At 43.8% G+C, this 25,450-nt stretch carries 22 protein-coding genes; 9 read left to right on the forward strand and 13 right to left on the reverse strand.

Annotation, left to right across the window (positions count from 1 at the left end):
- Window positions 1-343: 343 nt before the first annotated feature.
- A complete protein-coding gene (locus tag NLX74_RS04510) occupies window positions 344-1,789 on the reverse strand; it encodes a DEAD/DEAH box helicase (protein ID WP_254328041.1) in 1,446 nt (481 codons plus the stop codon).
- A gap of 315 nt (window positions 1,790-2,104) precedes the next feature.
- On the opposite strand from NLX74_RS04510, the gene NLX74_RS04515 reads away from it, so the two are divergent.
- The 4 genes from NLX74_RS04515 to NLX74_RS04530 all read left to right on the forward strand — a co-directional run bounded on the left by NLX74_RS04515 (window position 2,105) and on the right by NLX74_RS04530 (window position 5,042).
- A complete protein-coding gene (locus NLX74_RS04515) occupies window positions 2,105-2,515 on the forward strand; it encodes a YjdF family protein (RefSeq protein ID WP_235306775.1) in 411 nt (136 codons plus the stop codon).
- A 400-nt stretch (window positions 2,516-2,915) separates the two neighbouring features.
- The gene (locus NLX74_RS04520) at window positions 2,916-3,872 is read left to right on the forward strand and encodes an endo-1,4-beta-xylanase (protein WP_254328042.1); all 957 of its coding nucleotides are present in this window, start codon (window positions 2,916-2,918) and stop codon (window positions 3,870-3,872) included.
- A gap of 240 nt (window positions 3,873-4,112) precedes the next feature.
- The gene (locus NLX74_RS04525; protein WP_254328043.1) at window positions 4,113-4,664 is read left to right on the forward strand and encodes a TetR/AcrR family transcriptional regulator; all 552 of its coding nucleotides are present in this window, start codon (window positions 4,113-4,115) and stop codon (window positions 4,662-4,664) included.
- A 6-nt stretch (window positions 4,665-4,670) separates the two neighbouring features.
- Window positions 4,671-5,042, forward strand: coding sequence for a DMT family transporter (locus NLX74_RS04530; protein WP_254328044.1), 372 nt, complete (start codon window positions 4,671-4,673; stop codon window positions 5,040-5,042).
- Between the two features lie 42 nt (window positions 5,043-5,084).
- On the opposite strand, the gene gnd is transcribed toward NLX74_RS04530, so the two are convergent.
- From gnd to NLX74_RS04550, 4 genes are all read right to left on the reverse strand, one after another.
- Window positions 5,085-6,488: a decarboxylating NADP(+)-dependent phosphogluconate dehydrogenase gene (gene gnd, locus NLX74_RS04535; RefSeq protein WP_254328045.1), complete on the reverse strand. Its 1,404-nt coding sequence runs from the start codon at window positions 6,486-6,488 to the stop codon at window positions 5,085-5,087.
- Window positions 6,489-6,595: 107 nt separating this feature from the next.
- Window positions 6,596-7,942, reverse strand: a complete 1,347-nt coding sequence (locus NLX74_RS04540; RefSeq protein ID WP_235306771.1) for a GntP family permease — start codon at window positions 7,940-7,942, stop codon at window positions 6,596-6,598.
- A gap of 27 nt (window positions 7,943-7,969) precedes the next feature.
- A complete protein-coding gene (gntK, locus tag NLX74_RS04545) occupies window positions 7,970-9,508 on the reverse strand; it encodes a gluconokinase (protein ID WP_254328046.1) in 1,539 nt (512 codons plus the stop codon).
- Entirely contained in the window at window positions 9,501-10,232 is a 732-nt protein-coding gene (locus NLX74_RS04550) for a GntR family transcriptional regulator (RefSeq protein ID WP_053326458.1), read from the reverse strand. Before NLX74_RS04550 ends, gntK begins: the two co-directional genes overlap by 8 nt.
- A gap of 252 nt (window positions 10,233-10,484) precedes the next feature.
- Between NLX74_RS04550 and NLX74_RS04555 the strand changes: the two genes are divergently transcribed.
- The gene (locus NLX74_RS04555; RefSeq protein ID WP_254328047.1) at window positions 10,485-11,780 is read left to right on the forward strand and encodes a GntP family permease; all 1,296 of its coding nucleotides are present in this window, start codon (window positions 10,485-10,487) and stop codon (window positions 11,778-11,780) included.
- 21 nt (window positions 11,781-11,801) lie between these two features.
- Complete coding sequence (locus NLX74_RS04560; protein ID WP_061829766.1) at window positions 11,802-12,947, forward strand: glycerate kinase family protein; 1,146 nt, start codon at window positions 11,802-11,804, stop codon at window positions 12,945-12,947.
- Between the two features lie 172 nt (window positions 12,948-13,119).
- On the opposite strand, the gene NLX74_RS04565 is transcribed toward NLX74_RS04560, so the two are convergent.
- The 5 genes from NLX74_RS04565 to NLX74_RS04585 form a co-directional block, all read right to left on the reverse strand.
- On the reverse strand, window positions 13,120-14,160 hold the full coding sequence (locus NLX74_RS04565; RefSeq protein WP_254328048.1) for a CdaR family transcriptional regulator: 1,041 nt from the start codon (window positions 14,158-14,160) through the stop codon (window positions 13,120-13,122).
- A gap of 293 nt (window positions 14,161-14,453) precedes the next feature.
- Window positions 14,454-15,575 (reverse strand): RDD family protein, encoded by a 1,122-nt coding sequence (locus NLX74_RS04570; protein WP_254328049.1) that lies wholly within the window; start codon window positions 15,573-15,575, stop codon window positions 14,454-14,456.
- Window positions 15,576-15,922: 347 nt separating this feature from the next.
- Entirely contained in the window at window positions 15,923-16,798 is an 876-nt protein-coding gene (locus NLX74_RS04575; RefSeq protein WP_254328050.1) for a GNAT family N-acetyltransferase, read from the reverse strand.
- Between the two features lie 90 nt (window positions 16,799-16,888).
- Window positions 16,889-17,326: a MerR family transcriptional regulator gene (locus NLX74_RS04580; RefSeq protein WP_254328051.1), complete on the reverse strand. Its 438-nt coding sequence runs from the start codon at window positions 17,324-17,326 to the stop codon at window positions 16,889-16,891.
- Between the two features lie 23 nt (window positions 17,327-17,349).
- Window positions 17,350-18,078, reverse strand: coding sequence for an SDR family oxidoreductase (locus NLX74_RS04585; RefSeq protein ID WP_235306765.1), 729 nt, complete (start codon window positions 18,076-18,078; stop codon window positions 17,350-17,352).
- Between the two features lie 150 nt (window positions 18,079-18,228).
- On the opposite strand from NLX74_RS04585, the gene NLX74_RS04590 reads away from it, so the two are divergent.
- On the forward strand, window positions 18,229-20,181 hold the full coding sequence (locus NLX74_RS04590; protein WP_254328052.1) for a BglG family transcription antiterminator: 1,953 nt from the start codon (window positions 18,229-18,231) through the stop codon (window positions 20,179-20,181).
- Between the two features lie 169 nt (window positions 20,182-20,350).
- Window positions 20,351-22,330 carry a PTS fructose transporter subunit IIABC gene (locus NLX74_RS04595; RefSeq protein WP_254328053.1) on the forward strand — a complete coding sequence of 660 codons (1,980 nt, stop codon included), beginning with the start codon at window positions 20,351-20,353 and terminating at the stop codon, window positions 22,328-22,330.
- Window positions 22,331-22,413: 83 nt separating this feature from the next.
- Here NLX74_RS04595 and NLX74_RS04600 read toward each other — a convergent pair whose 3' ends face one another.
- Window positions 22,414-22,755: a DUF3243 domain-containing protein gene (locus tag NLX74_RS04600; protein ID WP_254328054.1), complete on the reverse strand. Its 342-nt coding sequence runs from the start codon at window positions 22,753-22,755 to the stop codon at window positions 22,414-22,416.
- 161 nt (window positions 22,756-22,916) lie between these two features.
- The gene (locus NLX74_RS04605; RefSeq protein ID WP_023991047.1) at window positions 22,917-23,831 is read right to left on the reverse strand and encodes a phosphatidate cytidylyltransferase; all 915 of its coding nucleotides are present in this window, start codon (window positions 23,829-23,831) and stop codon (window positions 22,917-22,919) included.
- Between the two features lie 95 nt (window positions 23,832-23,926).
- Between NLX74_RS04605 and NLX74_RS04610 the strand changes: the two genes are divergently transcribed.
- Window positions 23,927-24,469, forward strand: coding sequence for a hypothetical protein (locus NLX74_RS04610; protein WP_254328055.1), 543 nt, complete (start codon window positions 23,927-23,929; stop codon window positions 24,467-24,469).
- Between the two features lie 18 nt (window positions 24,470-24,487).
- On the opposite strand, the gene NLX74_RS04615 is transcribed toward NLX74_RS04610, so the two are convergent.
- Window positions 24,488-25,378 carry a diacylglycerol/lipid kinase family protein gene (locus NLX74_RS04615; protein WP_254328056.1) on the reverse strand — a complete coding sequence of 297 codons (891 nt, stop codon included), beginning with the start codon at window positions 25,376-25,378 and terminating at the stop codon, window positions 24,488-24,490.
- Window positions 25,379-25,450 lie beyond the last annotated feature (72 nt).

A 25,450-nucleotide genomic window follows, 5' to 3' on the forward strand; every position in this document is an offset into this window, starting at 1 on the left:
AAAACGAAATTTCAATTGTTCTATTTAGACATTACATTTTTAATAACTTTAGACGTCGCAATAGTAAGTAATCTCTGAAACGATTCAGGAGTGCTTTTTCAAAATAACTTATGGATTAGGTGAAGCGGAAGGAATGAGAGATAGAATAAAATTAAGTTATTGATAAGGTGAAGATGACGATATGGTTTTATCCAAGAGAGCATGCGATTTTCTTGCAAATTCAAAATGGAAAGATAAATTAAACGATCAAGAGATAAACTCGGCAATCCCTCCCGTATAGCTAACGAAAACCATCGGCTATGCTGGGCGGGATTGCCTCATCCTCTTTAGTGCAGCGTATCTTCTACTTATTCCCTTTACGTACCTTTAACAGCTTACCCTTTACGGTTGTATTCTTCATAATCTCAAGCACCAGTGGACCTTTACCATTCAGAATCTCAACATCTGTCGCATAATCCAGAATCGTAATAATCCCGATATCATCTGCGGTGACCCCGTCAAGCTTAGCGATGGTTCCCACGAAGTCGACAGCTCTAAGTTTTTTCTTCTTACCGCCGTTAAAATTCAGCTTCATAATCTGTTGGTTTAATTGCTCGCGCTTATCTTTTTTGAGTGCGGTTTTTACATGCAGTTTCTGCTCAAAATCTTCTCTACGGAGGTCAACAGCCTCTTCTGAGGGAGCCTTTACCTGCGGAATCGCGAACCCAATATATGCTTCAATATCAGCTAATCTTCGGCCATCCTTAGGAGTGATGAGGGAAATGGCTTTACCCGTTTTGCCAGCACGTCCCGTACGTCCTGTGCGGTGAACATAGCTTTCCTTCTCAAGAGAAATATCGTAGTTAATGACATGGGTGATATTCGTGATATCAATTCCTCTGGCGGCAACATCTGTCGCGATCAAGTAACGGAATTGACCCCTTCTGAATGCATTCATCACCTCAAATCGCTCATCCTGCTCCATGCCACCATGAATGCGATCACATGGATATTCGAGATCAGCCAATGATCTGAATAATGTATCTACATTCTCCTGCGTACGACAGAAAATAATGCAGCTGTCAGGATTCTCAACAATCAGCAGATCTTGCAGTAGTGCCAGCTTGTCTGACTCCTTCACCTGAATAAGAGAGTGATCAATTGTAGCGGTCGTTATACCGGTTGCTTTTATTTCAATTTCAACAGGATCGTTCATATACTTGTGTGACAGTCTGGCTACATCCTCAGGAAAAGTAGCGGAGAATAACATGGTAACCCGGTCACTAGGCAGGGCCTGAATGATTGACTGAACTTGCTCGATAAAGCCCATATTCAGCATCTCGTCAGCTTCATCAATCACGAGGTAGGCCATTCGATCTAACGATAGCGTGCCTCGTTCAATATGGTCCAGTACACGTCCTGGCGTACCTACAGCCATATGTGTTCTTTGTTTTAACTCGGCCTTTTGGATATGAAAAGGATGTTTTCCATAAAGGGGCGTCGCTTTTATCCGCTTAAAGCGTCCAATATTCGTGATGTCCTCGGTGACCTGTAATGCAAGTTCACGGGTTGGCGTCAGGATTAAAGCTTGGGGCTTATTCTCATTCCAATCTACTAGCTCACAAAGTGGAATACCATATGCTGCTGTTTTGCCGCTACCAGTTTGCGATTTGGCGACAAGGTCCTTCTTCTCAAGCGCAACAGGAATGACTTCCGTCTGAATCTCTGTTGGCGTCTCATAGCCCAAGCTATTCAGCGCTCTTACAATTTCTTCACTTAATGCGTAATCTGTAAAATGCTTCTGACTCATTTTCAACCTCTTCTGCGCTGTATTTGAATACCATTACATATATAATGTCATCGTGTATCGAACTTATACTCATATAGTATACTCTATATCCAGGTTCACTCTAATACATATCAGCGGTTTACAATTTCATACAGAATTAATCTTTTCGTCTTGCTGTTTTCCAGTAAGGCAACTATACTTTTTCTGGGACGAAAAAACACAGTCTGGTTGGTAGTCCAGACGCATGAATGACTCTCAGATTCCAAGAGTACCATGTCAGTAACCTTCCCCCCCTCGGGATGTCCATCGTTTCGATTTAAAATGAGGGGGATTAAAATGAAGCTTACAGTTTATCATGATGGACAGTATTGGGTTGGAGTCGTGGAAGAGCAGGACCAAGGGAAATTGAAGGCAGCTAGGCACATCTTTGGTACAGAGCCTAAGGACGAGGAAATTCTCCATTTTATCCGTGAGGAAATGTGGGAACTTGTTGGTCGGCTCTCACAAGAGGTGGCTATAAAGTGGTCTGAAACGAAGAAGGTCAATCCGAAGCGGCTAGCAAGACAGGCAGCGTATGAATTAAGGCAGAAGGGGGTCTCTTCCAACGCACAAGAGGCCTTAAAGTTAGAGTATGAGAAGCGCAAGTTGGAGAAACATGCTTACTCTAAACAGCAAAGGGAATCCATGAAGGCACGGATAAGGGAATTAAAGGAGAAAAAAGCGAAAGAAAAACATCGCGGGCATTAATAAAACTTCCATCCTTATCCGCAATTGTTACGCATGTTTTATACCAGCATATGTGAAAACATGTGTTACGCACAAAGGGCACCCGATTGGGTGCCCTTTAAACTATCGTATAGTGATTCCCATTCGTAAAAAATTGAATTCAATCCGAATTACTTAAGCAGTGTAAGTGTCACCTCTATCGTGTTATCAATAAATGATCGTTCTGGCTAGATTTTAACCGAAACGATGTGTTAAAGGAGCACCAGGTGTTCAGTCGCCCCGCAATGATGTAAAGTTTTTCGGGTAAAATCTTTACTTTTACATGTAGCGGACAATAACCTTTCATTCTTATAATTGGAAATGTAAGCGATTTATTTAGAGGTAGGAATATTAAAAACTATACGTATGAGGAGGAGATTGTATGTCGAAATTTAAAGTGGGCAAGTTGGTAAGCAGCTTGGCGTTGGCGGGTGTGTTGTTATCATCAGTTCTGATAAACCCGGCTAGTGCCAGTATGGCGAACGGTGGCAAATTCCTCGGAAATATCATTGCTGGAAGTGTCCCTGCAAGTTTCGGAACATACTGGAACCAGGTGACGCCAGAGAATTCGACCAAATGGGGGTCAGTTGAAGGCAACCGTAACAACATGAACTGGTCGCAGGCGGATACCGCCTACAATTATGCCCGTAACAATGGATTCCCGTTCAAGTTCCATACATTGGTATGGGGTGCTCAGGAGCCAGGTTGGATTAGCGGACTGTCGGCTGCTGATCAGAAGGCGGAAGTGACCCAGTGGATTAAAGCAGCAGGTCAACGCTATCCGAATGCGGAGTTTATAGATGTGGTGAATGAGCCCCTGCATCAGAAGCCATCCTTCCGCAATGCCATAGGCGGTGACGGGTCGACCGGATGGGATTGGGTCATATGGTCGTTCCAACAGGCAAGACAAGCCTTTCCAAATGCCAAGCTGATGATTAATGAATATGGAATTATCAACGATCCCTCGTTAACCGACCAATATGTCAATATTATTAATCAGCTCAAGAGCAGAGGCCTGATTGACGGAATTGGTATTCAATGCCACCAGTTTAGCATGGACACTGTTTCAGTTAACACGATGAACACTGTACTGAACAAGCTGGCGGCAACAGGATTGCCAATCTATGTGTCGGAACTGGATATAACTGGAGACGACAACACCCAGCTTGCCAGATACAAGGAGAAATTTCCGGTATTATGGAAGCATTCTGCGGTGAAGGGAGTTACGCTCTGGGGGTATATCCAGGGACAAACTTGGAAGCCGAACACACATCTGCTGAATTCTAACGGCACGGAACGTCCCGCGCTCCAATGGCTGAGACAATATGTGCAGAGTTAAACTATAAGTGGCACTTAAAACCCAACAGATGCGAACTTTTGCCAAATGTCTGGGCTGGGTAGATGTTTATTTGACGAAGTCTTGGCTGAAATGTTATACGCCCAAGGCTTCTTTTTATTTAGCTTAAACCTAAAGTATCAAAACCTAATCCAACTCAATTAGGCTTACATACCCAATCCATAACTTTAACCCACTTGAAATAAAACCGTCTGGACGGTATAATAAAGAGGGGTGATCAATATGAATACAACTAAAAAAGCATTAAAAAGAGAATTAATTCTTAAAGCGGCCTCGATGATTGTGCACGAAGAAGGAGTAGAGAAATTAACGTTAGAAGCGGTGGCTAAGAAAGCGGGAATAAGTAAAGGAGGATTGCTTTACCATTTTCCGAATAAAGATGAATTGATTTTGGGAATGGTTGAACAACTATCGACCAGCTTTGTCTCCGAATTTAATGAGAGAGCAGAAAACGATATGCATTCCAAAGGAAGATGGACTCGCGCGTATATGAATACATCATTTTGTGGCGATCGGAATGCAAGTGACCTGTATACCGCTCTCTCAGCAGCACAGTTTACGAACCCTCACATGCTAAAATTACTTCAGGACGAGTATGAGAATATCCAAAATAAAATTGAAAACGACGAATTAGACCCCGTTCGTTCCACGATAGTCCGATTAGCTATAGACGGTTTGTGGTTTGCTGAAATGTTTGGGCTTGCTCCTCCCAATGAAGAAATGAGGCAAAAAATGATGGGAGAATTGAAAACATATATAAAGGAAGGAGAATGAATAATAATGGCTTATCTTTTCTTGGCAATCTCTATTGTTGGTGAACTTGTTGGAACTTCAATGCTTAAAGCTTCAGAAGGTTTCACCAGACTGTATCCGACTTTATTCACAATTGTTGCGTTCGTGATCTCTTTCTTCTTTATCTCCTTATCCCTTAAGACGCTCCCCTTAAATATGACTTATGCTATCTGGTCAGGTGTAGGAACTGTTGCTACAACGCTTATTTCAGTATTGATTTGGAAAGAAAAAATCAATACAGGAAGTATCGCAGGTATTGCTTTAATTGTTATTGGCGTGGTGGTACTGAACCTATTTGGTACAGGACATGGTGAGGCAAAAGGTACGACAGAAGCAACGAGTTCGATCGTTCAAAAATGAGATGAAATAGCATAGACACTGGAGATTTACTACCACTATCGATCACTGCCAGTTTGTGTGAAAAGACCCTGCTGCATCACTTCGTTCATAAGTATGGGCACCAAAATAATCCCTTTGTGCTTGCAAAAGGTTAGCATTCGAAATGCCTGTCCGGTAACTATCATAATAAGTAAGTGAAGCACTTAAACATGGAAACGAAGTGCCAGAATTAATACCCTCACAGACAACTTTTCGCAATCCTATTTGATACGCTTTAACTTTTTCAGCAAAATACGGGGCGATTAATAGATTAGCCAAATTCGGCTGTTCTTGATATGTTTCGCTTATTACATTTAAGAATTCGGCACGAATGATGCAACCACCACGGAAAATAAGGGCTATATCCTTTAAAGGTAAATTCCATCCGTAAAGTTCAGAAGTCATTTTATATTGTATAAATCCTTGCGCGTAGGCACAGATCTTACCCATATAAAAAGCTTGTCTAATGTACTCAATCCACACATCTTTATTTAAACTTCGCTGATCAATCCCTGGTCCTGTTAGAATATTTTCTGCGTAAACTCGTTCTTCTTTTAAAGAGGAGATGTAACGGGCAAACAATGACTCTGTAATAATGGATGATGGGATCCCATTGTCAATTGCTTGAATGCTTGTCCATTTACCTGTGCCCTTTTGCCCTGTTTTATCAAGAATCACATCGATTAGTGGTAAGCCTGTTACATCATCCTTTTTCCGTAAAATCTCTGCTGTGATTTGGATTAAATAACTTTTTAGTTCCCCTTGATTCCATATTTCAAAGATATCAGCAATTTCATTCACAGATAAACGTAACCTTTTTCTTAAAAATGTATAGGTTTCTGCGATTAACTGCATATCTGCATACTCGATTCCGTTATGTACCATTTTTACAAAGTGACCGGACCCTTTTGGACCCATATAAACACAGCAAGGGTCTCCGTCCACTTGGGCTGCTATTTTTGTTAGAATAGAAGCTACTTTTTCATATACGTTTTTATCTCCACCAGGCATGATCGAAGGTCCATTTAAAGCCCCGACTTCGCCGCCGGAAATACCGATTCCTAAATAACCGATTCCTTTTGACTCCAATTCATCATATCTACGTTCCGTATCTTCGTAATGGGAGTTACCACCGTCCATGATCACATCGCCTGCTTCAAGGAAGGGTACTAATGTACCTATTACCGAATCGACCGGTTTGCCCGCTGTTACCATAAGGAAGATTTTCCTTGGAGTTTTTAAGGAGTAAACAAAATCTTGAATTTCGTAGTAGGGATGGATGGAGTGACCTTCACTTTTTTTAACAAGATCATCCGTTAATTCCCTCGTATAATTATAGACAGCGACTTGTTCACCCTTACCAGCCATGTTTAAAGCGATATTACGGCCCATTACCCCTAACCCAATGACACCAATTGTGTTGGACATTTTTTCTGCTCCTTTTATTTGAAATGAATAGGCCGTAGATCCTCACTTATAGGCTTAGAAGATTCTAAGAAAAATAAGTGGGGGATCTACCGCCCGGGAATCATGGTTTATACGAATAAACTTAGTACTAAAATAAATCCTAATCCAGCTACAGAAATGATGGTCTCAAGTAATGTCCATGTTGCAAATGTTTCTTTCATGCTTAAACCAAAATATTCTTTAAACATCCAGAAACCAGCATCGTTAACATGTGAAGCTATTAAACTACCTGCTCCTGTTGCAAGCACAACTAAAGCAAGATTAACGTCGGATTGTCCTAACATCGGAATAACTAAACCAGCGGTTGTTAAAGCTGCAACGGTTGCAGAACCTAAGGAAATTCGTAATATTGCAGCGATAATCCAGGCAAGTAAGATGGGTGATAATGTAGTTCCATTGAATAATTCAGCTACATAGTCACCTACGCCGCCATTAATCAGTACTTGTTTGAAGGCGCCGCCACCCCCAATGATTAAGAGCATCATCCCAATATGAGTAATAGCCGTTGTACAAGATGCCATTACAGTTTTGATTGGAATTTTTCGTGCTATTCCCATGGTGTAGACAGCTACCAGTAAGGAAATTAACATGGAAGTTGATGCATCACCAATAAAACGGATCGCTGCTAGTAAACTGCTATCTTCAAATCCCATTGTTTTTTGAAGCAAAGTAATAATCGTAGCAATAGACATTAAAATAACAGGAAGCATTGCAGTAAATACACTGATACCAAATCCCGGAGTTTCCTCGGATTTAAATACTTTTTGTTCACCTAAAGAGGCAATATTACCGGTTTTCGTAAATGATGCAGGTACGAGTTTTTTGGCAAGCTTAGTAAATACAGGTCCAGCTAAAATAACGGTTGGAATGGCAATAATGAAACCGTAAAGTAAAACCTCACCAAGGTTCGCGCCATATTCACCAGCAATAACTGTTGGTCCTGGATGTGGAGGTAAGAAACCATGTGTTACGGATAAAGCTGCAACCATCGGAATCCCGAGATATAAGATAGAAACCTTTAATTCTTTTGAAATGGCAAATATGATTGGAATTAACAATACTAATCCTACTTCAAAAAATAACGCCACACCGATAATGAATGAAGCAGCTACGACTGCCCATTGGATATTTTTTTCACCAAATTTGTCTACGAGGGTCATGGCAATTCGTTGAGCACCACCAGAATCAGCGATCAACTTACCTAACATCGCTCCAAGTCCAAAGATTAACGCTAAGTGACCAAGGGTTCCGCCTAATCCGGCTTCGATGGTTTTGACAATTTCCTCTAATGGCATTCCAAGTGCTAAAGCGACGCCGAACGATACAATGATTAATGAAATAAAGGTATTCAATTTGAAACCCATTATTAAAACTAATAATGCTAAAATTCCAATCGCTACGATAACTAATGGCATTGTAATTACCCCCTGCTTTTTATCTTTTTAGTGTTTAATTAAGCTTCTTTGATAATTGGAAATCCGTGTATAATCATCTTCTAATACTCTGGATAGGTTAATGAAAATCGGCAGCAATTTCCTATATTCCTTGGTTGCTTCTTCTTTTGGTGTATGTTTGTTGGTACTGCCAATCATTTCAGAAACGACTTCAAAGGACTGGATTTGTCCGGTGGCATACAAGCCTAAAATACAAGCTCCTAGACAAGAACTTTCGTAGCTTTCTGGAACGACGACTTCAGATGAGAATATGTCAGACATCATTTGCCGCCAAACATCTGATCTTGCGAAGCCTCCAGTAGCTTGAATTCGGGTCACAGGACCGTCCATACATTCGGTTAAAGCTAAAAATACGGTGTACAAATTGTAAATGACTCCTTCTAGGGCTGCGCGAATCATATGTTCTTTCTTATGTGACATCGTTAAACCGAAGAATGAGCCACGTACGTCTGGGTTCCATAATGGCGCACGTTCACCAGCCAGGTATGGATGGAATAACAATCCGTCAGAGCCTGGTCTTACACGTTCAGCAATCTTGGTTAGTACATCATATGGATCAATTCCTAGCCTTTTCGCTGTTTCTACTTCTGATGAGGCAAGTTCGTCACGAATCCAGCGAAGGACCATCCCGCCATTGTTCACCGGCCCCCCAATAACCCAGTGCTTTTCTGTTAAGGCATAACAGAATATTCTTCCCTTTTCGTCTGTTTGAGGCTTGTCTATAATGGTTCGAATGGCACCGCTTGTCCCGATTGTGACGGCAACTTCGCCTTTTCGTATCGCATTTACACCTAGATTAGAAAGGACTCCATCGCTAGCTCCAATGACAAACGATGTTTGTGGATCGATCCCCATCTTTTTTGCTAAATCTGAATCACAGTTGGTAAATATCCTGGTTGTTGGCACGAGCTCAGATAATTGAGAAGGGGTTATACCAGCAATTTTTAATGCCTCTTCATCCCAATCTAATTTTTCTAGATTCATCATGCCCATGGCAGAAGCTAGGGAATAATCCACTACATACTGATCAAAGAACTTTTTAAAAATATATTCTTTAATTCCGATATACTTTTTAACCTTGACAGCGGTTTCAGGAAGGTCATTCACAATCCAGGCTATTTTCGTTAAGGGTGACATGGGGTGAATAGGTGTTCCTGTTCGTTTATAGACTTCATGGCCATTCAGCTCATCATTTATTTTATGTGCCCATGCTTCACTTCGATTATCTGCCCAAGTGATACAAGACGTCAGTGGGCGGTCATTTTCATCCATCGCAATGACACTATGCATGGCACTGCTAAATGAAACAAACGATAGCTTTTTTTGTGAGTGATGTTTCATGATATTCGAAATGGCCTGTAGGACAGCCTGAAATATCTCTTCTGGGTTTTGTTCAGCTGTCGCTATGTCCGGTGTATAAAGCGGGTATCCAATATTCTCTTGTTGGATGACTTCACCTTTTTCGCTAAATAGAACGGCTTTTGTACTTGTGGTCCCGATATCTACACCCAACATATAGTTAGTCATTTTGTTGCACGACTCCTTTAGATAGCATTTGTTGTGACATCCATAGGTCTTCTACTTTACCTTGAACATCATCAAAGTTTTCATGTAAAGACTTGATCATGAGGTCTCTATCTTTTACTTTGATTGCTTCAATATAAAGTTCGTGATTGTTTATAATCCTTGTAAAATCTTCATACTTTTCAGTGAAACGCATACGCATCGACAAAAGAATGAGACTTTCCATAACAGGCTTTAAATTATTCCAAATCATCAGAATATGTGAATGGTTGACTGCACGAATAATCGTTTCATGGAACAAGACATCTTGATACGAAAACTCATCAGCATCACTATATTTGACGGCGACTTTCATCATTTCGAGTATTTTACTAAGTTCCTTCGCCAAATCATTAGTGTCCATCTTTACAAGACGTTCAAATACGAAGGATTCTATGAGCAGACGGACATCATAAATTTCTTCTATTTCTTTTTCTGATAGGCCAATAACAACGGCTCCCATTCTTTCTAATCGAATGATATTTTCGGATGCCAGTATTTTTAACGCTTCACGAATGGGTGAGCGACTTACAGTGAAATCAGCAGCTAGTTTATTTTCAGATAATATGGTACCGCTTTCAATCCCGCCAGAAATAATGCGCATTCTAAGCTCGGATGTTACGCGATCACCAGCTGAGGCTTTTAAAAGCCATTTGGAGGGATATAGGAATTCTGATTCGACCATCATTTCACCTTCTCAATTAATCAAGTATACTTGTATACAGGTATTATAATCTGAAATTTTAAATTTGCAAGCGTATACATTAAATTTGTTTTGTAACGCCACTATACATAAAATGAAAATTGCATTTTAAGACATAGATCTGTTCGGATTTTTTGTTCAAATGCACAATCAATTTCGTCTGTTCTTCAATATTTTTAACGTGCGGCAATCGATATAATGAAAGCGTAATCAAAAATTGCCCGGGGGGTTAGACAGATGGAAGGATTGACGATCAGTTGGATAGGAGCTCTGGCAGGGCTGGCTATTGCAATTATTCTGATATTAAGAAAGCTGAATCCGGTTTACGCTTTATTTTTGGGAGCTATTGTAGGCGCTTTATTGGGCGGAGCCAATTTGGAACAGACGATCAGCGTGTTAATAAGCGGTACGCAAAGTGTGATGGGGACGGTCATTCGTGTGCTTGCCGCAGGTGTATTGGCAGGTGTAATGATGGAATCCGGGGCAGCGGAGACGATTGCGCAGGCTATTGTAAAGAAGTTCGGCGGCAGTAAAGCGATACTCGCACTAGCCTTGGCGACGATGATTATTACGGCGGTAGGTGTATTTATTCCCGTTGCCGTGTTGATTGTGGCACCTATTGCATTGTCGGTCGGTAACAAAATGGGGATTTCCAAGCTGGCGCTCCTGTTGGCTTTGTCTGGAGGCGGAAAAGCGGGGAACATCATCTCTCCCAATCCTAATACGATTGCAGCGGCGCGCGGATTTAATCTGGATTTAAGCCACGTGATGTTGGCGGGTGTGGTTCCTGCGATATGCGGTTTAATCATGGCTGTTTTGGTGGCATCTATGTTGAAAACCAAAGGTGTGAAGGTGTCTGACCAGGATATCATGGACAGTGATGTCGATACATCGAAATACCCGGCGTTGGGACGGGCGATTGTAGCCCCGCTGGTAGCTGTTATTTTGCTGATGATTAACCCGATTGGTTCCATCTCTGGTATTGAAGCACTTTCGAATTTCAAGGTGGATGCGATGTACATTTTGCCGATCGCTGGGATTGTGGGTATGCTGGCCATGGGACAAGGGCGCAATATCCTGAAGTATTCGGCCTCCGGTTTGAATAAAATGACGGCGACCGTGCTGATTTTGATCGGTGCAGGTGGGATTGCGGGTCTGATCTCTGCCTCCAACTTGTCTGCTCAGGTGGTTGGCCTGATTGAAGCTTCGGGAGTTTCCGGTACATTTTTGGCACCGCTTGCAGGTATTCTGATGGCAGCTGCTACGGCGTCCACCTCGACGGGCGTTATTTTGGCGACAGGCTCGTTTGGGGAAGCCATTCTGAACATGGGAACGGCCCCGCTCGCTGCAGCTGTGATGGTGCATACAGGAGCTACAGTCATTGATTCCTTGCCGCAGGGCAACTATTTTCACGTCACGGCAGACAGCATGAAAATGAGCATTAAACAACGGATGGGATTGATTCCTTACGAAGCTATTGTGGGTGGAACGATGGCAATTGTAGCGACAATTATGTATGGATTTTTACTTTAATATTCACGATGGGGTGAGAAGATGAGAGAGAAAACATTTGTGCTGGCACCAGATTCTTTTAAAGAAAGCATGACGGCTAAAGAAGTGTGTATCGCGATGGAGAAAGGACTGCGCAAGGTCTATCCGGCGGCGAATTATGTCCACGTACCGATGGCGGACGGCGGTGAAGGAACGGTGCAGTCACTGGTGGATGCGACAGGCGGGCAGATTCGTTATATCGAGGTGACAGGACCGCTTGGAGAACCTGTAACTGCTGCATACGGCTTGCTGGGAGACGGCACCACGGCGGCAATCGAGATGGCATCCGCCAGTGGAATCCATTTGGTCAACAAGGATAACAAAAACCCGTTAAAGACAACAACCTACGGCACAGGGGAGTTAATCCGTGAATGTCTGAACCAGGGAATTCGAAAAATTATCATCGGCATTGGCGGAAGCGCGACGAATGATGGCGGTATAGGAATGGCGGAAGCGCTGGGCGCCAGATTTTTGGATGCAACAGGTAATACTCTTCCGCGCGGCGGCGGTAGTCTGGGCGAGCTGGCCAGTGTTGATATTTCATCACTGGATGACCGCTTGCAGCAGGTACAACTGATTGTTGCCTGTGATGTGACAAATCCGCTGTGCGGAGAGCATGGGGCATCTCAAGTATTCGGGCCACAAAAAGGGGCAACCCCGGAGATGGTGCAGCAATTGGATGCCAATCTTGCTCATTACGCCGATGTGGTGAAACAGCAGCTGGGCAAGGATGTGCGCGATCTCCCAGGCGCAGGCGCAGCAGGTGGATTGGGTGCGGGCTTATTGATTTTCACTCAGGCGACGCTTCAAAAAGGCATTGAAATTGTGATTGAATACACCGGTTTAAAACAAAAGCTCGCCACTGCCGATATCGTTTTGACGGGGGAAGGCGGTATTGATTTTCAGACCAAATTCGGTAAAACTCCTTATGGAGTAGCTCAGGCGGCAAAACAGTCTGGTAAAAAGGTTATTGCCGTCGCAGGTTATATCGGGGAAGGGATCGACACGTTGTACAAGGAAGGGATAGATGCGGTGTTTGGCATCGTGCCGGGAGCCTCGGAGCTCGGTAAGCTGCTGGCCGAAGGGCCGCAAAACGTAGAGCGTACGTGCGAGAATATCGCAAGAGTACTTCAGTTCAGCGAGAAATGAACAGATGGAGAAGTGGTTATAAACATAAAACGGCATCATACAAATACGATATAATACGAGCGCTCGCCTGTAATCCCGAACTTAGCCAAAGCTGGATTGGCTGAGGAATTTGGGAGTGACGGCGAGCGGAAATATGATATTACTGGCGCATGGTCTGGCGTGAAACAGCAGTTCATTGATACAGTGCCAATAAGCCATGCGTAAGCTCAAAAAGCTGAAGGAGGTTCCGGGGATCTTTACCGGTTAAGGTATGGATGCGCTTCAGGCGGTATTGCAGCGTATTTCGGTGAATATTTAATTCATCTGCGGTAAAGGAGACACTGCCGTTATGGTTAATAAAGCTTCGCAGCGTATCTAGCAAATCCACAGTATCTTCCAACTTGCTAACCAGATAGATCGTGTTCGTCAGGTTCGTTTGACTCAATTTGACCAGAAACTCGACTTCCGCAAAAGAAATTTTTTGCACAGGCGGGCGCAAAGCCAGTAAAACATTCATAGCTGACTTGGCTTGCATATAAACATCCGCAATGTTGTGCTCCTGTCTGCTGACCGTAATCAGCACATCGGGATGGCTGCTTACAAGTGGCTCTAGCAGTTTGTCTGTCGGCTCCTGATTTTGTATCAGGATGAGATAGCAGTCTTCCTCCATACGAAAGGACGGATGCTGCATGAATATATTGGACAACTCGGCTAAATGAGCTGGATCAGCAGGCAGATACTTTACATATACAGCCGAAGTTTTTAGAAGCAAATCAATGTGATATTGAGCTGCTTCTTTTTTTATTTTTTGCGTGTAGGCTCCCTGATGATTTAACAACATTTCCAGCACAGATTTTTTGCGATTGGCTTCATGGGCCAGATGCTCCAATGAGATCCGCTGTTCAATCAGGAGAGACACCGTAGTTTTAACAATATTGCAAAAAGGACGCACTTCATCGGGATTGCCTGAAATACCAATGACACCAACTAACTCATGATGAATGACAATCGGTTCATTGGTTCCCTTTTTCTCATAGTGGCCGTCCTGCCACACTTCAACCATTTTCCCAGTTTCGAGCGCCTGAACAGCTCCTTGGTGAATGGTTCCGATTCGTTCACTCTCGCCGCTGCCAATGATGATGCCTCGTTCATTCATAATATTGATATTGTATGGAATATCCTTCATCATTTTGTCTACGATGTCTTGGGCTTGTTTTTCGGAGAGCTGAAACAAAATCCGGATTCCTCCTTTATCTATAGTGATATAGCGTATTTTATGTACCACCTTAATGAAAGGGTTTTCAATTCATTGTGCATCTGAACAATATGATAAGGCGGATTACCGAACATGTCAGTCAATTTTATCATAGATGTGAAATTGCAGCGTATTATGATAATCCATTAGACGATGTTATATATTTTTGTATTGAGTGTAATCTAAGGAAGAGTATAGTTGTACGCAAAAAAACAGGGCTCATAGGAGCACCTGCTTTTTGTGTCTATCCTTTTTATTGCCAGCCACGCTGTCTAATGACGAACCTCGCGGAAGCTATAGGTTATGTCGTGTAGTTCTTTCTTTAAACGGGCATCTTTAGACGCTGGTGCATATCCAAGCACCTGGTAGTAATTACTTTCGGTCTCAATAATCGCTACATGGGTAACATATTTGTCCACATCTTTCTTGCCTTTAATCACGAACTCAAGGGCAGGATATCCATAAATGGTTGTGTTAGAGACAGGTCCTACACTGGACAGGTTCCACTCTTTGGTTAAGTTATTTTCAGCTTTCTTACCATACTGTTGGAGAGTTATATTGCCCAATTGCTTTTTTGAGTGGGATAGTACCACAACGGACTTTTGGATGTACGGATTAAATATTGCAATCTCTGCCTTTCCTTCACGGTCCGGGTCTGTTGACCAGTCCAGCGGGGCCGTGATTTGAAATCGTCCATCTTTACTTACATAGCTTTGCTCTTTCTTGCTCACCGGAACTTCAGGAGGTACGTAACTGTCTGCAAGTATAAAAATAGCATTTACAAACGAGGCTCCCAAGATCACCATTGCGGTAAAAAATATAAAGAGCGAACGTTTCATTGTCTTTTTGCTAATCGGCTCTAAATCCCGTACCTTTACAACATATGTACCTGCAGCTAAATCTCCAATTCGTTGTCTTGATGCAGTTACTAACACACTGATACCAGCAGGTATCCCACCCATTAGCAATGGATTGGTGTCGATTAGCCTGAGCAGCGTACGAATGAGTGATTTAAGAAAACCAGGAGGCTTTCCTTCCCCGTTAACCACCTGAATACGAAAAACGAACTTACCCAGCGTATAGCCTGTGTAACCTTCCAAAAGTAAATAATAGCTGAAGAAAGCAATAAGCAGAATACAACGGGTTGCAATCGCTAAAGGCAAAAACCATCTGTCCGTTATTTGAATGACAGAAATAAAAAAACAAATATACCCGATTACAAAAAATATGCAATCAAAAACCGTTGCTCCCCACCGTCTAAACAGAGTAGAATTCCCGTATGTTTTTGATAACGCCGCCATCCTGTTTGGATCTACTCCATAATTTTGGCCATGCTGAATGTACGTCTGTCTTGAAGTTTCCTGCGGATTGTGTGATATGTGCTGTTCGTCCAAAAAATACACCTCTTCTTAATAATTAAAAACACACTCTTTATATTAACGGTCATTTTATAATCCATGTTTAGGAAAACATTCTATAAACAAAGAAATTATTATAAATATCCCTTTCTCTCGTTGAACCGTATTCAGGCGCTAGTAGAGCCAGAGAATGCCCAATCCTTGCGGTTGCTTGAAAAAGCAGGCTTTCGGCAAGAAGGGCTCCTCTCCCAATATGAATTTACGTTAGGGAAATATGATGATCTTTACATGTGCGCATTGGTCAAATCAGTGTATATCAATCGTTCTCAGAAATGATAGATTAGGTGAATCAAGCAGGGGAGCATGGATAGGAAGAAGGTTGATCATTGTACAACATGATCGACCTTCAGCAGCATACCCATTTCATATTGCTCAATGGAGTCTTTCGAGAGACCTATTTTTTGGATAAAGCCTTCAAGAGAGTCATTGTCGGACAGACAGATGTACACCTTCTCAATCTTTTGGATCTCTGCTGCTCTATGAAGGAGGGCGCATCCTAATCCTTGGTTGCGATGCTTAGGATCGACCCAAAGAAAGTTGATTTTACCCTTAGCACTCATGCTCACCATGCCGAGGCACGTTTGATTTACTTCGTAGATGCCGAGAAAAGCTTCCTGTCTACTGGTGGCGTAATAAGGTGTGTCACTTTGCCAATGGATGTGGCAGTCGATAAGGGTCTTTCGAAAAGCTGCGATGTCATCAAATGTAACTTCCTTAAAAATATACGAAGATGAGAGGGCAGCGGGTGGGGCGGAGGGCAGAGTGCCGTTGTAGTATTTCAGCGTATAGCGTGGCTGATAGCCTTGCTTTTCATATAATTTGACGGCCCGATGATTATCCTTGATGACTTCGAGCCATAGCTGCTGGCAACCCGCGGAGATGGCTGTTTGTTTATGTAATTCCAGCAACTTGTTGCTAATCCCCTGACCGCGGTAAGCCGGAGCGATGCATAGCGTGCCGCAACGCATGGTCTTGTACCCGTCGAACTGCCGGACACCGCCGAGAATTAAGCCGATCGGTTGATCCTCATCCATGGCAAGGAAAGAGTGATTCCGTGTATTACCCTCAGGACCAAAAAAACGTGCTGCGAAATCGTCCTGATCCGTGGTCGGGCGAATGGAATAATCCGAGAACCCAAGCGAAAATGCTTGGAAAATGTGTTCCATGCTGACATCGTTGCATCTCATATAGGTGATCATCGTTATTCCCCCCTAGAAATTCATGCTATATTTGGATTATAGGGAATTAAGAGAGCTCCATCAATCTCCCGCTGAAAATAAAAAAACCCCTTAAAAAAGGGGATTGGTGCTGGGTGTTATAGGGTTGCAATTCGTATCGCTAAGATCAGGATTGGTAGAGAGGTCACGATAATGGTTGAGCTTATACTCAATAATTTTTTGGGTTTCCATCAGTCTGGAAATTTCTTGTTGAATCTTCTGATTATGTTTTTCAAGTAAGGAGTATCTGTCAGGAAGGGTAATGTTACCTTGCTCCGAAAGTTCTCGATAATGCTTCATTTCCTCTAGGGTCATCCCAGTGGCTTTTAATCGGGTTAAAAAGATAATTCCGAGAATCTGATCTCTACTGTAGAACCTGTGGCCGTTAGCCTTTCGTTCCGCATAAGGCAGCAAGCCAATTCGCTCATAATAGCGTATGGTATCTTCTGTTAAACCTGTTAGTTCTGCGGCTTGGCTAATAGAGGTTATCGTCTCCGGAATTTCTTGCAAAGTATTCAGCTCCTTAGTAGCAGTTACCAAGGTACTTCTCCGTTGGCGTCGAAAAATCCTCCTGTCGGCCCTCCATCATTTAAAGTGGCTAAACGAACAACGACAGCAGCGGCTTGCTGTACCGAACCCGTTCCTGTAAAGCCATTTAAGTCGGTGGCGGTAAACCCAGGGTCAGCCGAATTGATTTTGAGAGGTGAGTCTTTGAATTCTTTGGCAAGGGTGACGGTGAACATATTAACCGCTGCTTTGCTGCTATTGTAAGCAAGCAAATTAAAATGGGCATGCTTATGCTCAGGATCGCTATTAAAGGTTAAAGAACCAAGGCCACTCGACAAGTTAACGATTCTACCGCATGGGGATTCTTGCAATAAAGGTAGCATGGCTTGCGTCACGGCGACCAAACCGAACAAGTTTGTTTCATACGTTTCTCTTAAATCGTCCAAAGAGAACTGACTTGGAGGAGTGGCTCCTCCTAAAGATATGCCGGCATTGTTGATGAGTACATCAAGGGAACCGAATTCTTGTTTGATCTGTTGGACTGCGGAATCAATAGTACTTGGATTCGTCACGTCTAACAAAATCAATTGGGCTTCTACTCCCTCATTAGCCAGCTTATCCACCGCTTCCCGGCCGCTCTGCTCATTCCGTGAGCCAATCAGGATTGTAAGACCCATACCCCCCAATTGTCTGGCTGTTTCATACCCGATGCCTTTGTTGGCCCCAGTAATAAGAGCTGTTTTTCCAATGATCATGAGCGATTCCTCTTTTCATTATTCTTGAATTTGGCGGCCACCATGCTTTAAATGTACTACTTGGAGTATACTTAAAGTCAACACAAAACCAGCAAAAATATAGCTCGAAATGCCCTGGACATTCTTTATTTTGGAAGATGGGAGAATGGAATGAATAAAAGGCAAATGGAAATTTTACGCATGTTGTTAACTGAACCGGACCGGTTGTGGTTAGCGCAGGATCTGGCGGATCTGACCGACTGCTCTGAAAAGACGATCCGCAACGATCTGAAAGTAATTGAAGATTATATCGTCAAGCATTCTGATGCCAATCTGGTGAGAAGGCCGGGACGCGGCATTTATCTGGAGATGGGTGAAGCGGATCAGAATGAATTGTTCCATCGACTGTATGCGGACGAGAGTACAGCCCAACATGAGTCGGATGAGGAAAGGGTGCTGCATGTCGCCTATCGGCTCTTGATGAATGCCAAGCCTGTGACCATCCAGGATCTAGCTTCACAGTATTATGTGAACAAGACGGTGATTCGTAGAGATATGGAGAAGATCGATGGCTGGCTGCACAGCTTTGATCTGGCTTTGATTACCAAGCAGCGCGTTGGATTGACCATTCTAGGCTCTGAGAAAAATAAGCGCATCGCTTTGGCGCGTATGAACCAGCTGATTGACAGTCCTGAGTTAACAGGACAGATGATGCGCAAACAGTTTGAATCGCACGAGATTACAACCATAAATCATGAATTAAAAGCATTTCAAAAACGCCATGAGCTCAGCTTTACTGACGAAGCTTTCGAAGCTCTCATGCTGCATATCCTCTTAATGGTCAAACGAACCAAGATGGGACAACCCATTTCGCTCTCCAAGCAGGACATTGCCTTTTTGCAGGAGAGACGCGAATTTACATGGGCTACGTCTTTTTTGCAGCAGTTGCAAAAGTTGTTTGCTGTGCCTTTTTCCAAGGAAGAGACGGCGTATTTAACTCTGCACCTGCTTAGCGGGAAGTTCCGTTACCAGCAGGAGGGAAGAACAGGAAAACAAGGTGAGCTGGCAGATAGCCACCCGCTTTTGCCTGAGTTGATTGAGCAGTTAGTCCGGCGGATGTCTGAGCTGAATATGATTGCCTTTTCTAAAGACAAGATGTTACTGAAAGGGTTGAATGTCCATTTATATACGACCCTGAACCGTCTTCAATATGGATTGACCGTGTCCAATCCTATGCTGGCCGAGATCAAGAAGATGTACCCCTACATGTTCGACCGAGTTATTATTACACTGGAGGAGGTGGGAAAATGGACCCGGCTATCCTTCCCCGAGGAGGAGGCGGCGTATTTAACGCTGCATTTTCAGGCTTCTGTGGAGCGATTGCACCAGAAAGAGAGTCATCCCCAGAGAGCCATCATCGTGTGTCACATGGGCATCGGTATGTCCCAACTGCTACGCACCAAGGTGGAACGTAAATTTCCGGCTGTACATGTGGAGACAACCCTTTCCAAAGCAGAAGTCCAGGACTATCTGGCAGCCCAGGAGGTGGATCTCGTCATTACCACTGTAGATCTCCCAGAGATGAACATTCCGCACATTCTCGTCTCTCCCTTGCTGGATGTCAAGGACGAACGTCGACTGGAGCAAGTGATCCGACGACTGGATGAGCCGGAACATAGGGCAGCAGAAGAATCGGTATTTTTTAAATATACAACACCTTTTTTGGTCTTTCCCCAGCAGGAAGTGCAGCATCCGGAACAATTGATCTCCAAGCTGGCGCAAATACTGGAGGACAAAGGATATGTGGAGCCTGGTTATGTGGACAGCGTACTGGCGCGAGAAAAAATGTCGGCCACGACGATTGGGGGAGGCATAGCCATCCCGCATGGCGGTTCTGAGTGGATAAGGCAGTCCTCCATTGTAATCGCTACCTTGAAGCAGCCGCTTACCTGGGGAACCGAGAAAGTAGAGCTTGTGTTCTTGCTTGCGGTCAAACAGGATGGGCGGGAAGAAATGCGCCAGTTATTTAAGGAGTTGTCCCTGATCAGTGAGCAGCCTGCTTTGGTTCATGCCTTATCTAAGGAGACCGATGCGATGAGATTATTAGGGAGAATGAAGGGATAAACTGAAATCAAAAGCTGTGCTCTGGAACAGGACTTATAGATAGGTCCTGTTTTTTGTTGGTATAATTCCGTTTTTCCGAAAGTTCCGGTAAAAAGTTCGTCCGATAACAGCAAGATAGGCGTTTATACTATCAATGTAAGCGGAAACAACAGAGAGAAGGGGAATGACTATGAAGATATTGGCGATTACCTCATGTCCTAACGGAATTGCACATACGTATATGGCAGCTGAGAATCTGCAAAAGGCAGCAGCAAAGCTGGGCGTCGAGATGAAGGTCGAGACACAAGGCTCCATTGGAGTCGAAAATCAACTGACCGAGCAGGAGATCCGTGAGGCAGACGGCATTATTATTGCAGCGGATAAAACGGTGGTTAAAGACCGCTTCGTCGGTAAGAAACTGCTGGTCGTTGGCGTACAGGATGGCATTCGCCGTCCAGAAGAATTGATCCAGCGGGTGATGAAGGGTAATGTACCTGTGTACCAAGCAGAGTCACGTTCTGCCGAAGGTAGCTCACAGGAGAACAAACCGAAACAAAATCCCATCTACCGCCACTTGATGAACGGTGTATCCTATATGGTACCCTTCATCGTCATTGGGGGATTGCTCATTGCCATTGCGTTGACGATTGGCGGTGAGAAGACACCAGGCGGTCTGGTTATACCGGACGGTTCATTCTGGAAGACGGTTCAGGATATCGGTTCGGCTTCGTTTACCTTTATGATACCGATCCTCGCCGGATTTATCGCGATGAGTATTGCAGATAGACCGGGGCTTGCACCGGGTATGGTTGGCGGATTCATTGCTGCGAACGGCAGTTTTTATGGAAGTGAGGCGGGGGCTGGATTTATCGGCGGCATTATCGCTGGTTTCCTGGCGGGTTATGTTGCACTTGGGATTCGAAAAATCAAGGTTGGCCGAGCATTACAGCCGATCATGCCTATAATTATTATCCCTGTATTGGCATCTTTAATTGTTGGATTAATCTTTGTCTTTGTGATTGGTGCTCCAGTCGCACAATTGTTTGAAGCTTTGACAGGTTGGCTTGCAGGTATGCAAGGTACAAGTTCAATTCTACTGGCATTGATTCTAGGTGCGATGATCTCCTTTGATATGGGCGGCCCTGTGAACAAAGTTGCTTTCTTATTCGGTTCGGCCATGATCGGCGAAGGGAATTATGAAATTATGGGGCCAATTGCCGTTGCGATTTGTATTCCGCCGATTGGGATGGGACTTGCAGCGATGATCAACAAACGTAAATTTGCACCTGAGGAACGCGAGGCTGGGAAGGCAACATTCACAATGGGGTTGTTCGGTATTACCGAAGGTGCAATTCCATTCGCGGCGCAAGATCCACTACGTGTTATTCCTAGTATCATGGTAGGATCCATGGTCGGTTCAGTCATTGCGATGTTGGGGAATGTAGGTGACAAGGTAGCTCACGGTGGACCGATTGTAGCTGTACTTGGTGCAGTAGACCATGTGCTTATGTTCTTTATCGCCGTTATTGTCGGCGCAGCCGTATCGGTTGTCTTAGTGAGCTTGCTGAAAAAAGATATTGCAGCAACTGTAACTCCGGATGCTACTGGGGAAGCTGGACAATCTGCGATTACTACAACGGACGCTACGGAGTCATCTGCTTCAACAACTGTTACAAATAATGGGCCAGCCGTTTCTCCACAAGCAATTCACATTGAGAAACTGACGGATATTGTAACGATGGATCTGATTAATTTGGATCTGGAAGGAACGACACGAGATGCTGTGGTTGATGAAATGATCGGAGCACTTGAGCGAACTGGAGCCGTAAGCTCTGCCAGTGATTTCAAACAGGCGATATTAGCCAGAGAGGAAGAAGGCTCCACAGGCATTGGAATGAATATTGCCATTCCTCATGGCAAATCGGAAGCGGTCCTGAAGCCAAGCGTGGTCTTCGGCATCAAGCAGGGCGGTGTTGACTGGAATAGTGCAGACGGAAGTGAAGCAAAACTGATCTTCATGATTGCCGTACCGCGCAATAGCAAGGAAAATGCGCATCTGAAAGTGCTGCAAATGCTGTCGCGTAAGCTGATGGATGATCATTTCAGAGAAGCGCTCCTGGCGGTTAAAACGAAGGAAGAAGCATATCAATTGCTGGATCAGGTGCATTAATTCAAAGCGATAAGAACTTGAATTAAAGAAGAGAGGCTCCCGAAGTTTCAGCCGGGAGCCTCTTTTTTCTAAAGCATGTATTCTTACGAGGATTGTGCCATGCGTACTAGCATATGGGCAAGCGCATGCTGCTGCTCTTTGTCCCCCGCTTTCCACAGCTCCTGGAGGAGCTTCTCCTCGCTGTTTCGAGGTTCTTCTTTGGCTGCCAGATATCCAGCTATCTTCTCAGCTGCTTTTGCGATCAATTCCTCATTCAGACCAATATTTTGAGCCATTTCAATCTTGTCGCTCAAATAACTTTTGAATGAATCAAAGTTGCTCAGAATGTCATCCTTTTTGCTGTCGTCTATCCGATTTAATGCGTTATCTACTTTGTTCAATGCCAATTCGCCTTCCTTATTTACAACATGATTGTGCTCTGCCATTTCTAATGCCTCCTCAAGATTGTTTTTAAGGGATAAGGACTTTTTCCGATATAGTGTACTTACCCCGACTAACTAAAGTGAAAACGTGAGAAGCAAGCAGAGTATCGTGGAGTGATGAAGGAAAATAGAGTAGAGAGATTCCAAGAAAAATACAGTTGATCCTACATAAAGTCAAAAAAATAACGAATTACGTGGAAAAAGACGGGCGAAGTGTAGGTCAAACTATCCACCCGGCTTAAATAGCTTTTTTTCAAAGCATCGAACTTATCATCATCGCCGATTAATAAATCCCGCTTCAGCACGGAAACCGTTAAGCTGCCGAAGAAACCGCTCAAGCTGATCAGCATGCCGAAAATAATTCCAAATTTCAGGTCAAACGGCGTCAGGTAGGGATAGATTAGATAGGAGGCCGCTATAGTTACGGGAAAAGCGAATGCAAAGCCTTCCCAAGTTATATTGGGATTGGATGTCGGGACGATTTTCCGCTTTCCGAAATAGAGTGATGCTAGATAGTGTACGACATCATTGAGCTGCGTCAGTACCACTAGAAAAAGTACAAGTTTCGCTCCGTATTGCGGCGTAGCAAACTGAAAATAGGCCAGATGACTCAACCCGAAAACCATCAGCATGAGTCCCCATTGGGTCGAGCTGACACTGCGCAAAAAACCAACCGTTCCTTTGTTGATCAATCGCGGAAGCGGTAGCAGCAAGAATACATAGATAGGGATAAAGACAATAAACATTCCGTACCACCCGATATAAATCCAATAAAATTGTACGGGAATCGCCAAGTATGCCCATAGAAACAATCTGCGATCAGCTTTTCTGGATCTAATCATGGAAAAGTATTCTTTTAGCGCAAAAAAGGTGAGTGCCATCAAGGAAAGCAGTGAAACGATCGGATTGAAAAGAGTTGCCAAGCAAAAGATAAAGAACATACCCCACCATGTCTTGATGCGAAGCCCAATCGCTGCATAGTCTTTGTCTGGCTGTGTTTTGACTACTACTATGTAAATCAGATGGATGACCAATAAGGCTGTAAAAATAAGGATTAACGTTAATAGCGAACTATCCATTACCACTCACCAACTTATCGCGAAATAGGGTTCCATAAGGGTTCCTATGTTATTATGAAGGAATAATTCAAACTTGATAAGGGGAAATTTCGTAAATGGTAGCAGATCAATCCGTCTTTATCTTGCTTACGAATACGGGAACGTTTCTTACGAGAGTCATTAAAAGCTATACGAGAGCGCCATACAATCACGCCTCCTTTTCCTTCAACCGGGAACTTTCGGAGTTATACAGCTTCGGAAGAAAGACCCCTAATAACCCTCTGGATGGTGGTTTCGTGAAAGAGGATATTAAGACAGGTACATACAGCAGATTTCCGAATACAACATGCGTTATCTACGAGCTTCAAGTAACCGACCGTGAAGTCGAAAAAATGAAGCGAGTTTTACATGTATTTATCCGAAGTCGTCAAAAATATATGTATAACTTACTGGGTTTGATTGGTATTGCACTCAAAGAACCAGTCGAGTTCAGCAATTCCTATTTTTGTTCCCAATTCGTCGCGGAAATTTTACAGCGATCCGGCATAAAAATATGGAACAAACTGCCCGCTCTTGTTACGCCAGATGATTTTCGTCAAAGTGATCGATTCCATTTGATCTACGAGGGGAAATTGAGCGAGTATGATCCTCAAGCTTGAGGACCAGCACCGCATTACTTAAACGTCTTCCGGCACAATTACCTCGATATGACGCGGTAAAATACCAAGATCGATAGGCAAAGACGGCCCTTCCTCACCATCTACATTCGTACTGACCGGTTCTGCGGAGCTGACACTTACATGCTTTGCGGTAAAGTAAACGATATCACTATGATCCTTCAGGTTGCCTAAAAATAAGGATATGCTGGCCGTCACGGTATTCAATATATTGAGGTTTTTGAAAATAAAGCAGTGAAGTAGACCATCATCAACAGCCGCATCGGGTGCCAGTTTCTCGAATCCGCCAACTGAATTGGTTAACGTAGCCAAAAAGAGTGGAGATTTCCCTTCCCAGGTCTTGTCATCATAGCGGACGATAAGTGAGTGGGCAGGATGGCTGATAAGCTCTTTCATGCCTTCTTTGAAGTAGGCAAACGTGCCAAACATGGATTTATCGTCTGATGATACAGCTGATAGCGATTCAGCAAGCGAACCTGTGGCAACCACATTGGCAAACATTCGGCCGTTTAAGAGGCCCGTATCTACGTTTTTCACGCGGGTAGAAGTCAGTGTACGGATCGCCAGCTCAGGACTTAGCGGAATGTGCAAGGCACGGGCAAAATCATTGACTGTCCCAAGGGGGATGACACCCAGTCGTGGACGGTGGTCTTGATCAATGAAGCCGTTGATGGTTTCGTGAAGTGTGCCATCCCCACCGATGGAAACGACTAGGTCACAAGCTTCCTCACACGCATTAACGCAAAAACGGGTGGCGTCCAGTTCCTTTGCCGTCTCTTTAACCGTAACAACGTATCCTTGATCACGTAGAATTTCTTCTACGCTTCTGACATGTTGGAGGGATTCCTCTTTGCCAGAAGAGGGATTTACAATGATCATAGCTTTCTTCATATACAGGTTCCTTTCTCTGGGGAAAGTTTGGGTTACCCACTCTTACCCGAAAAGCAGACCTTTAGACTCTAG

The organism is Paenibacillus sp. MZ03-122A (genome assembly GCF_024213325.1).
In the GTDB taxonomy this organism is placed as follows: Bacteria; Bacillota; Bacilli; order Paenibacillales; family Paenibacillaceae; genus Paenibacillus; species Paenibacillus polymyxa_B.

Coding starts and splice junctions, on each gene's coding strand:
- NLX74_RS04605 (WP_023991047.1), bottom strand. CDS start 23,831: ATGGATAGTTCGCTATTAACGTTAATCCTTATTTTTACAGCCTTATTG.
- NLX74_RS04510 (WP_254328041.1), bottom strand. CDS start 1,789: ATGAGTCAGAAGCATTTTACAGATTACGCATTAAGTGAAGAAATTGTA.
- NLX74_RS04560 (WP_061829766.1), top strand. CDS start 11,802: ATGAGAGAGAAAACATTTGTGCTGGCACCAGATTCTTTTAAAGAAAGC.
- NLX74_RS04585 (WP_235306765.1), bottom strand. CDS start 18,078: ATGATCATTGGAAAAACAGCTCTTATTACTGGGGCCAACAAAGGCATC.
- NLX74_RS04610 (WP_254328055.1), top strand. CDS start 23,927: ATGGTAGCAGATCAATCCGTCTTTATCTTGCTTACGAATACGGGAACG.
- NLX74_RS04600 (WP_254328054.1), bottom strand. CDS start 22,755: ATGGCAGAGCACAATCATGTTGTAAATAAGGAAGGCGAATTGGCATTG.
- gnd (WP_254328045.1), bottom strand. CDS start 6,488: ATGTCCAACACAATTGGTGTCATTGGGTTAGGGGTAATGGGCCGTAAT.
- NLX74_RS04515 (WP_235306775.1), top strand. CDS start 2,105: ATGAAGCTTACAGTTTATCATGATGGACAGTATTGGGTTGGAGTCGTG.
- NLX74_RS04525 (WP_254328043.1), top strand. CDS start 4,113: ATGAATACAACTAAAAAAGCATTAAAAAGAGAATTAATTCTTAAAGCG.
- NLX74_RS04555 (WP_254328047.1), top strand. CDS start 10,485: ATGGAAGGATTGACGATCAGTTGGATAGGAGCTCTGGCAGGGCTGGCT.
- NLX74_RS04575 (WP_254328050.1), bottom strand. CDS start 16,798: ATGATCACCTATATGAGATGCAACGATGTCAGCATGGAACACATTTTC.
- NLX74_RS04615 (WP_254328056.1), bottom strand. CDS start 25,378: ATGAAGAAAGCTATGATCATTGTAAATCCCTCTTCTGGCAAAGAGGAA.
- NLX74_RS04590 (WP_254328052.1), top strand. CDS start 18,229: ATGAATAAAAGGCAAATGGAAATTTTACGCATGTTGTTAACTGAACCG.
- NLX74_RS04530 (WP_254328044.1), top strand. CDS start 4,671: ATGGCTTATCTTTTCTTGGCAATCTCTATTGTTGGTGAACTTGTTGGA.
- NLX74_RS04540 (WP_235306771.1), bottom strand. CDS start 7,942: ATGCCATTAGTTATCGTAGCGATTGGAATTTTAGCATTATTAGTTTTA.
- NLX74_RS04550 (WP_053326458.1), bottom strand. CDS start 10,232: ATGATGGTCGAATCAGAATTCCTATATCCCTCCAAATGGCTTTTAAAA.
- NLX74_RS04520 (WP_254328042.1), top strand. CDS start 2,916: ATGTCGAAATTTAAAGTGGGCAAGTTGGTAAGCAGCTTGGCGTTGGCG.
- gntK (WP_254328046.1), bottom strand. CDS start 9,508: ATGACTAACTATATGTTGGGTGTAGATATCGGGACCACAAGTACAAAA.
- NLX74_RS04595 (WP_254328053.1), top strand. CDS start 20,351: ATGAAGATATTGGCGATTACCTCATGTCCTAACGGAATTGCACATACG.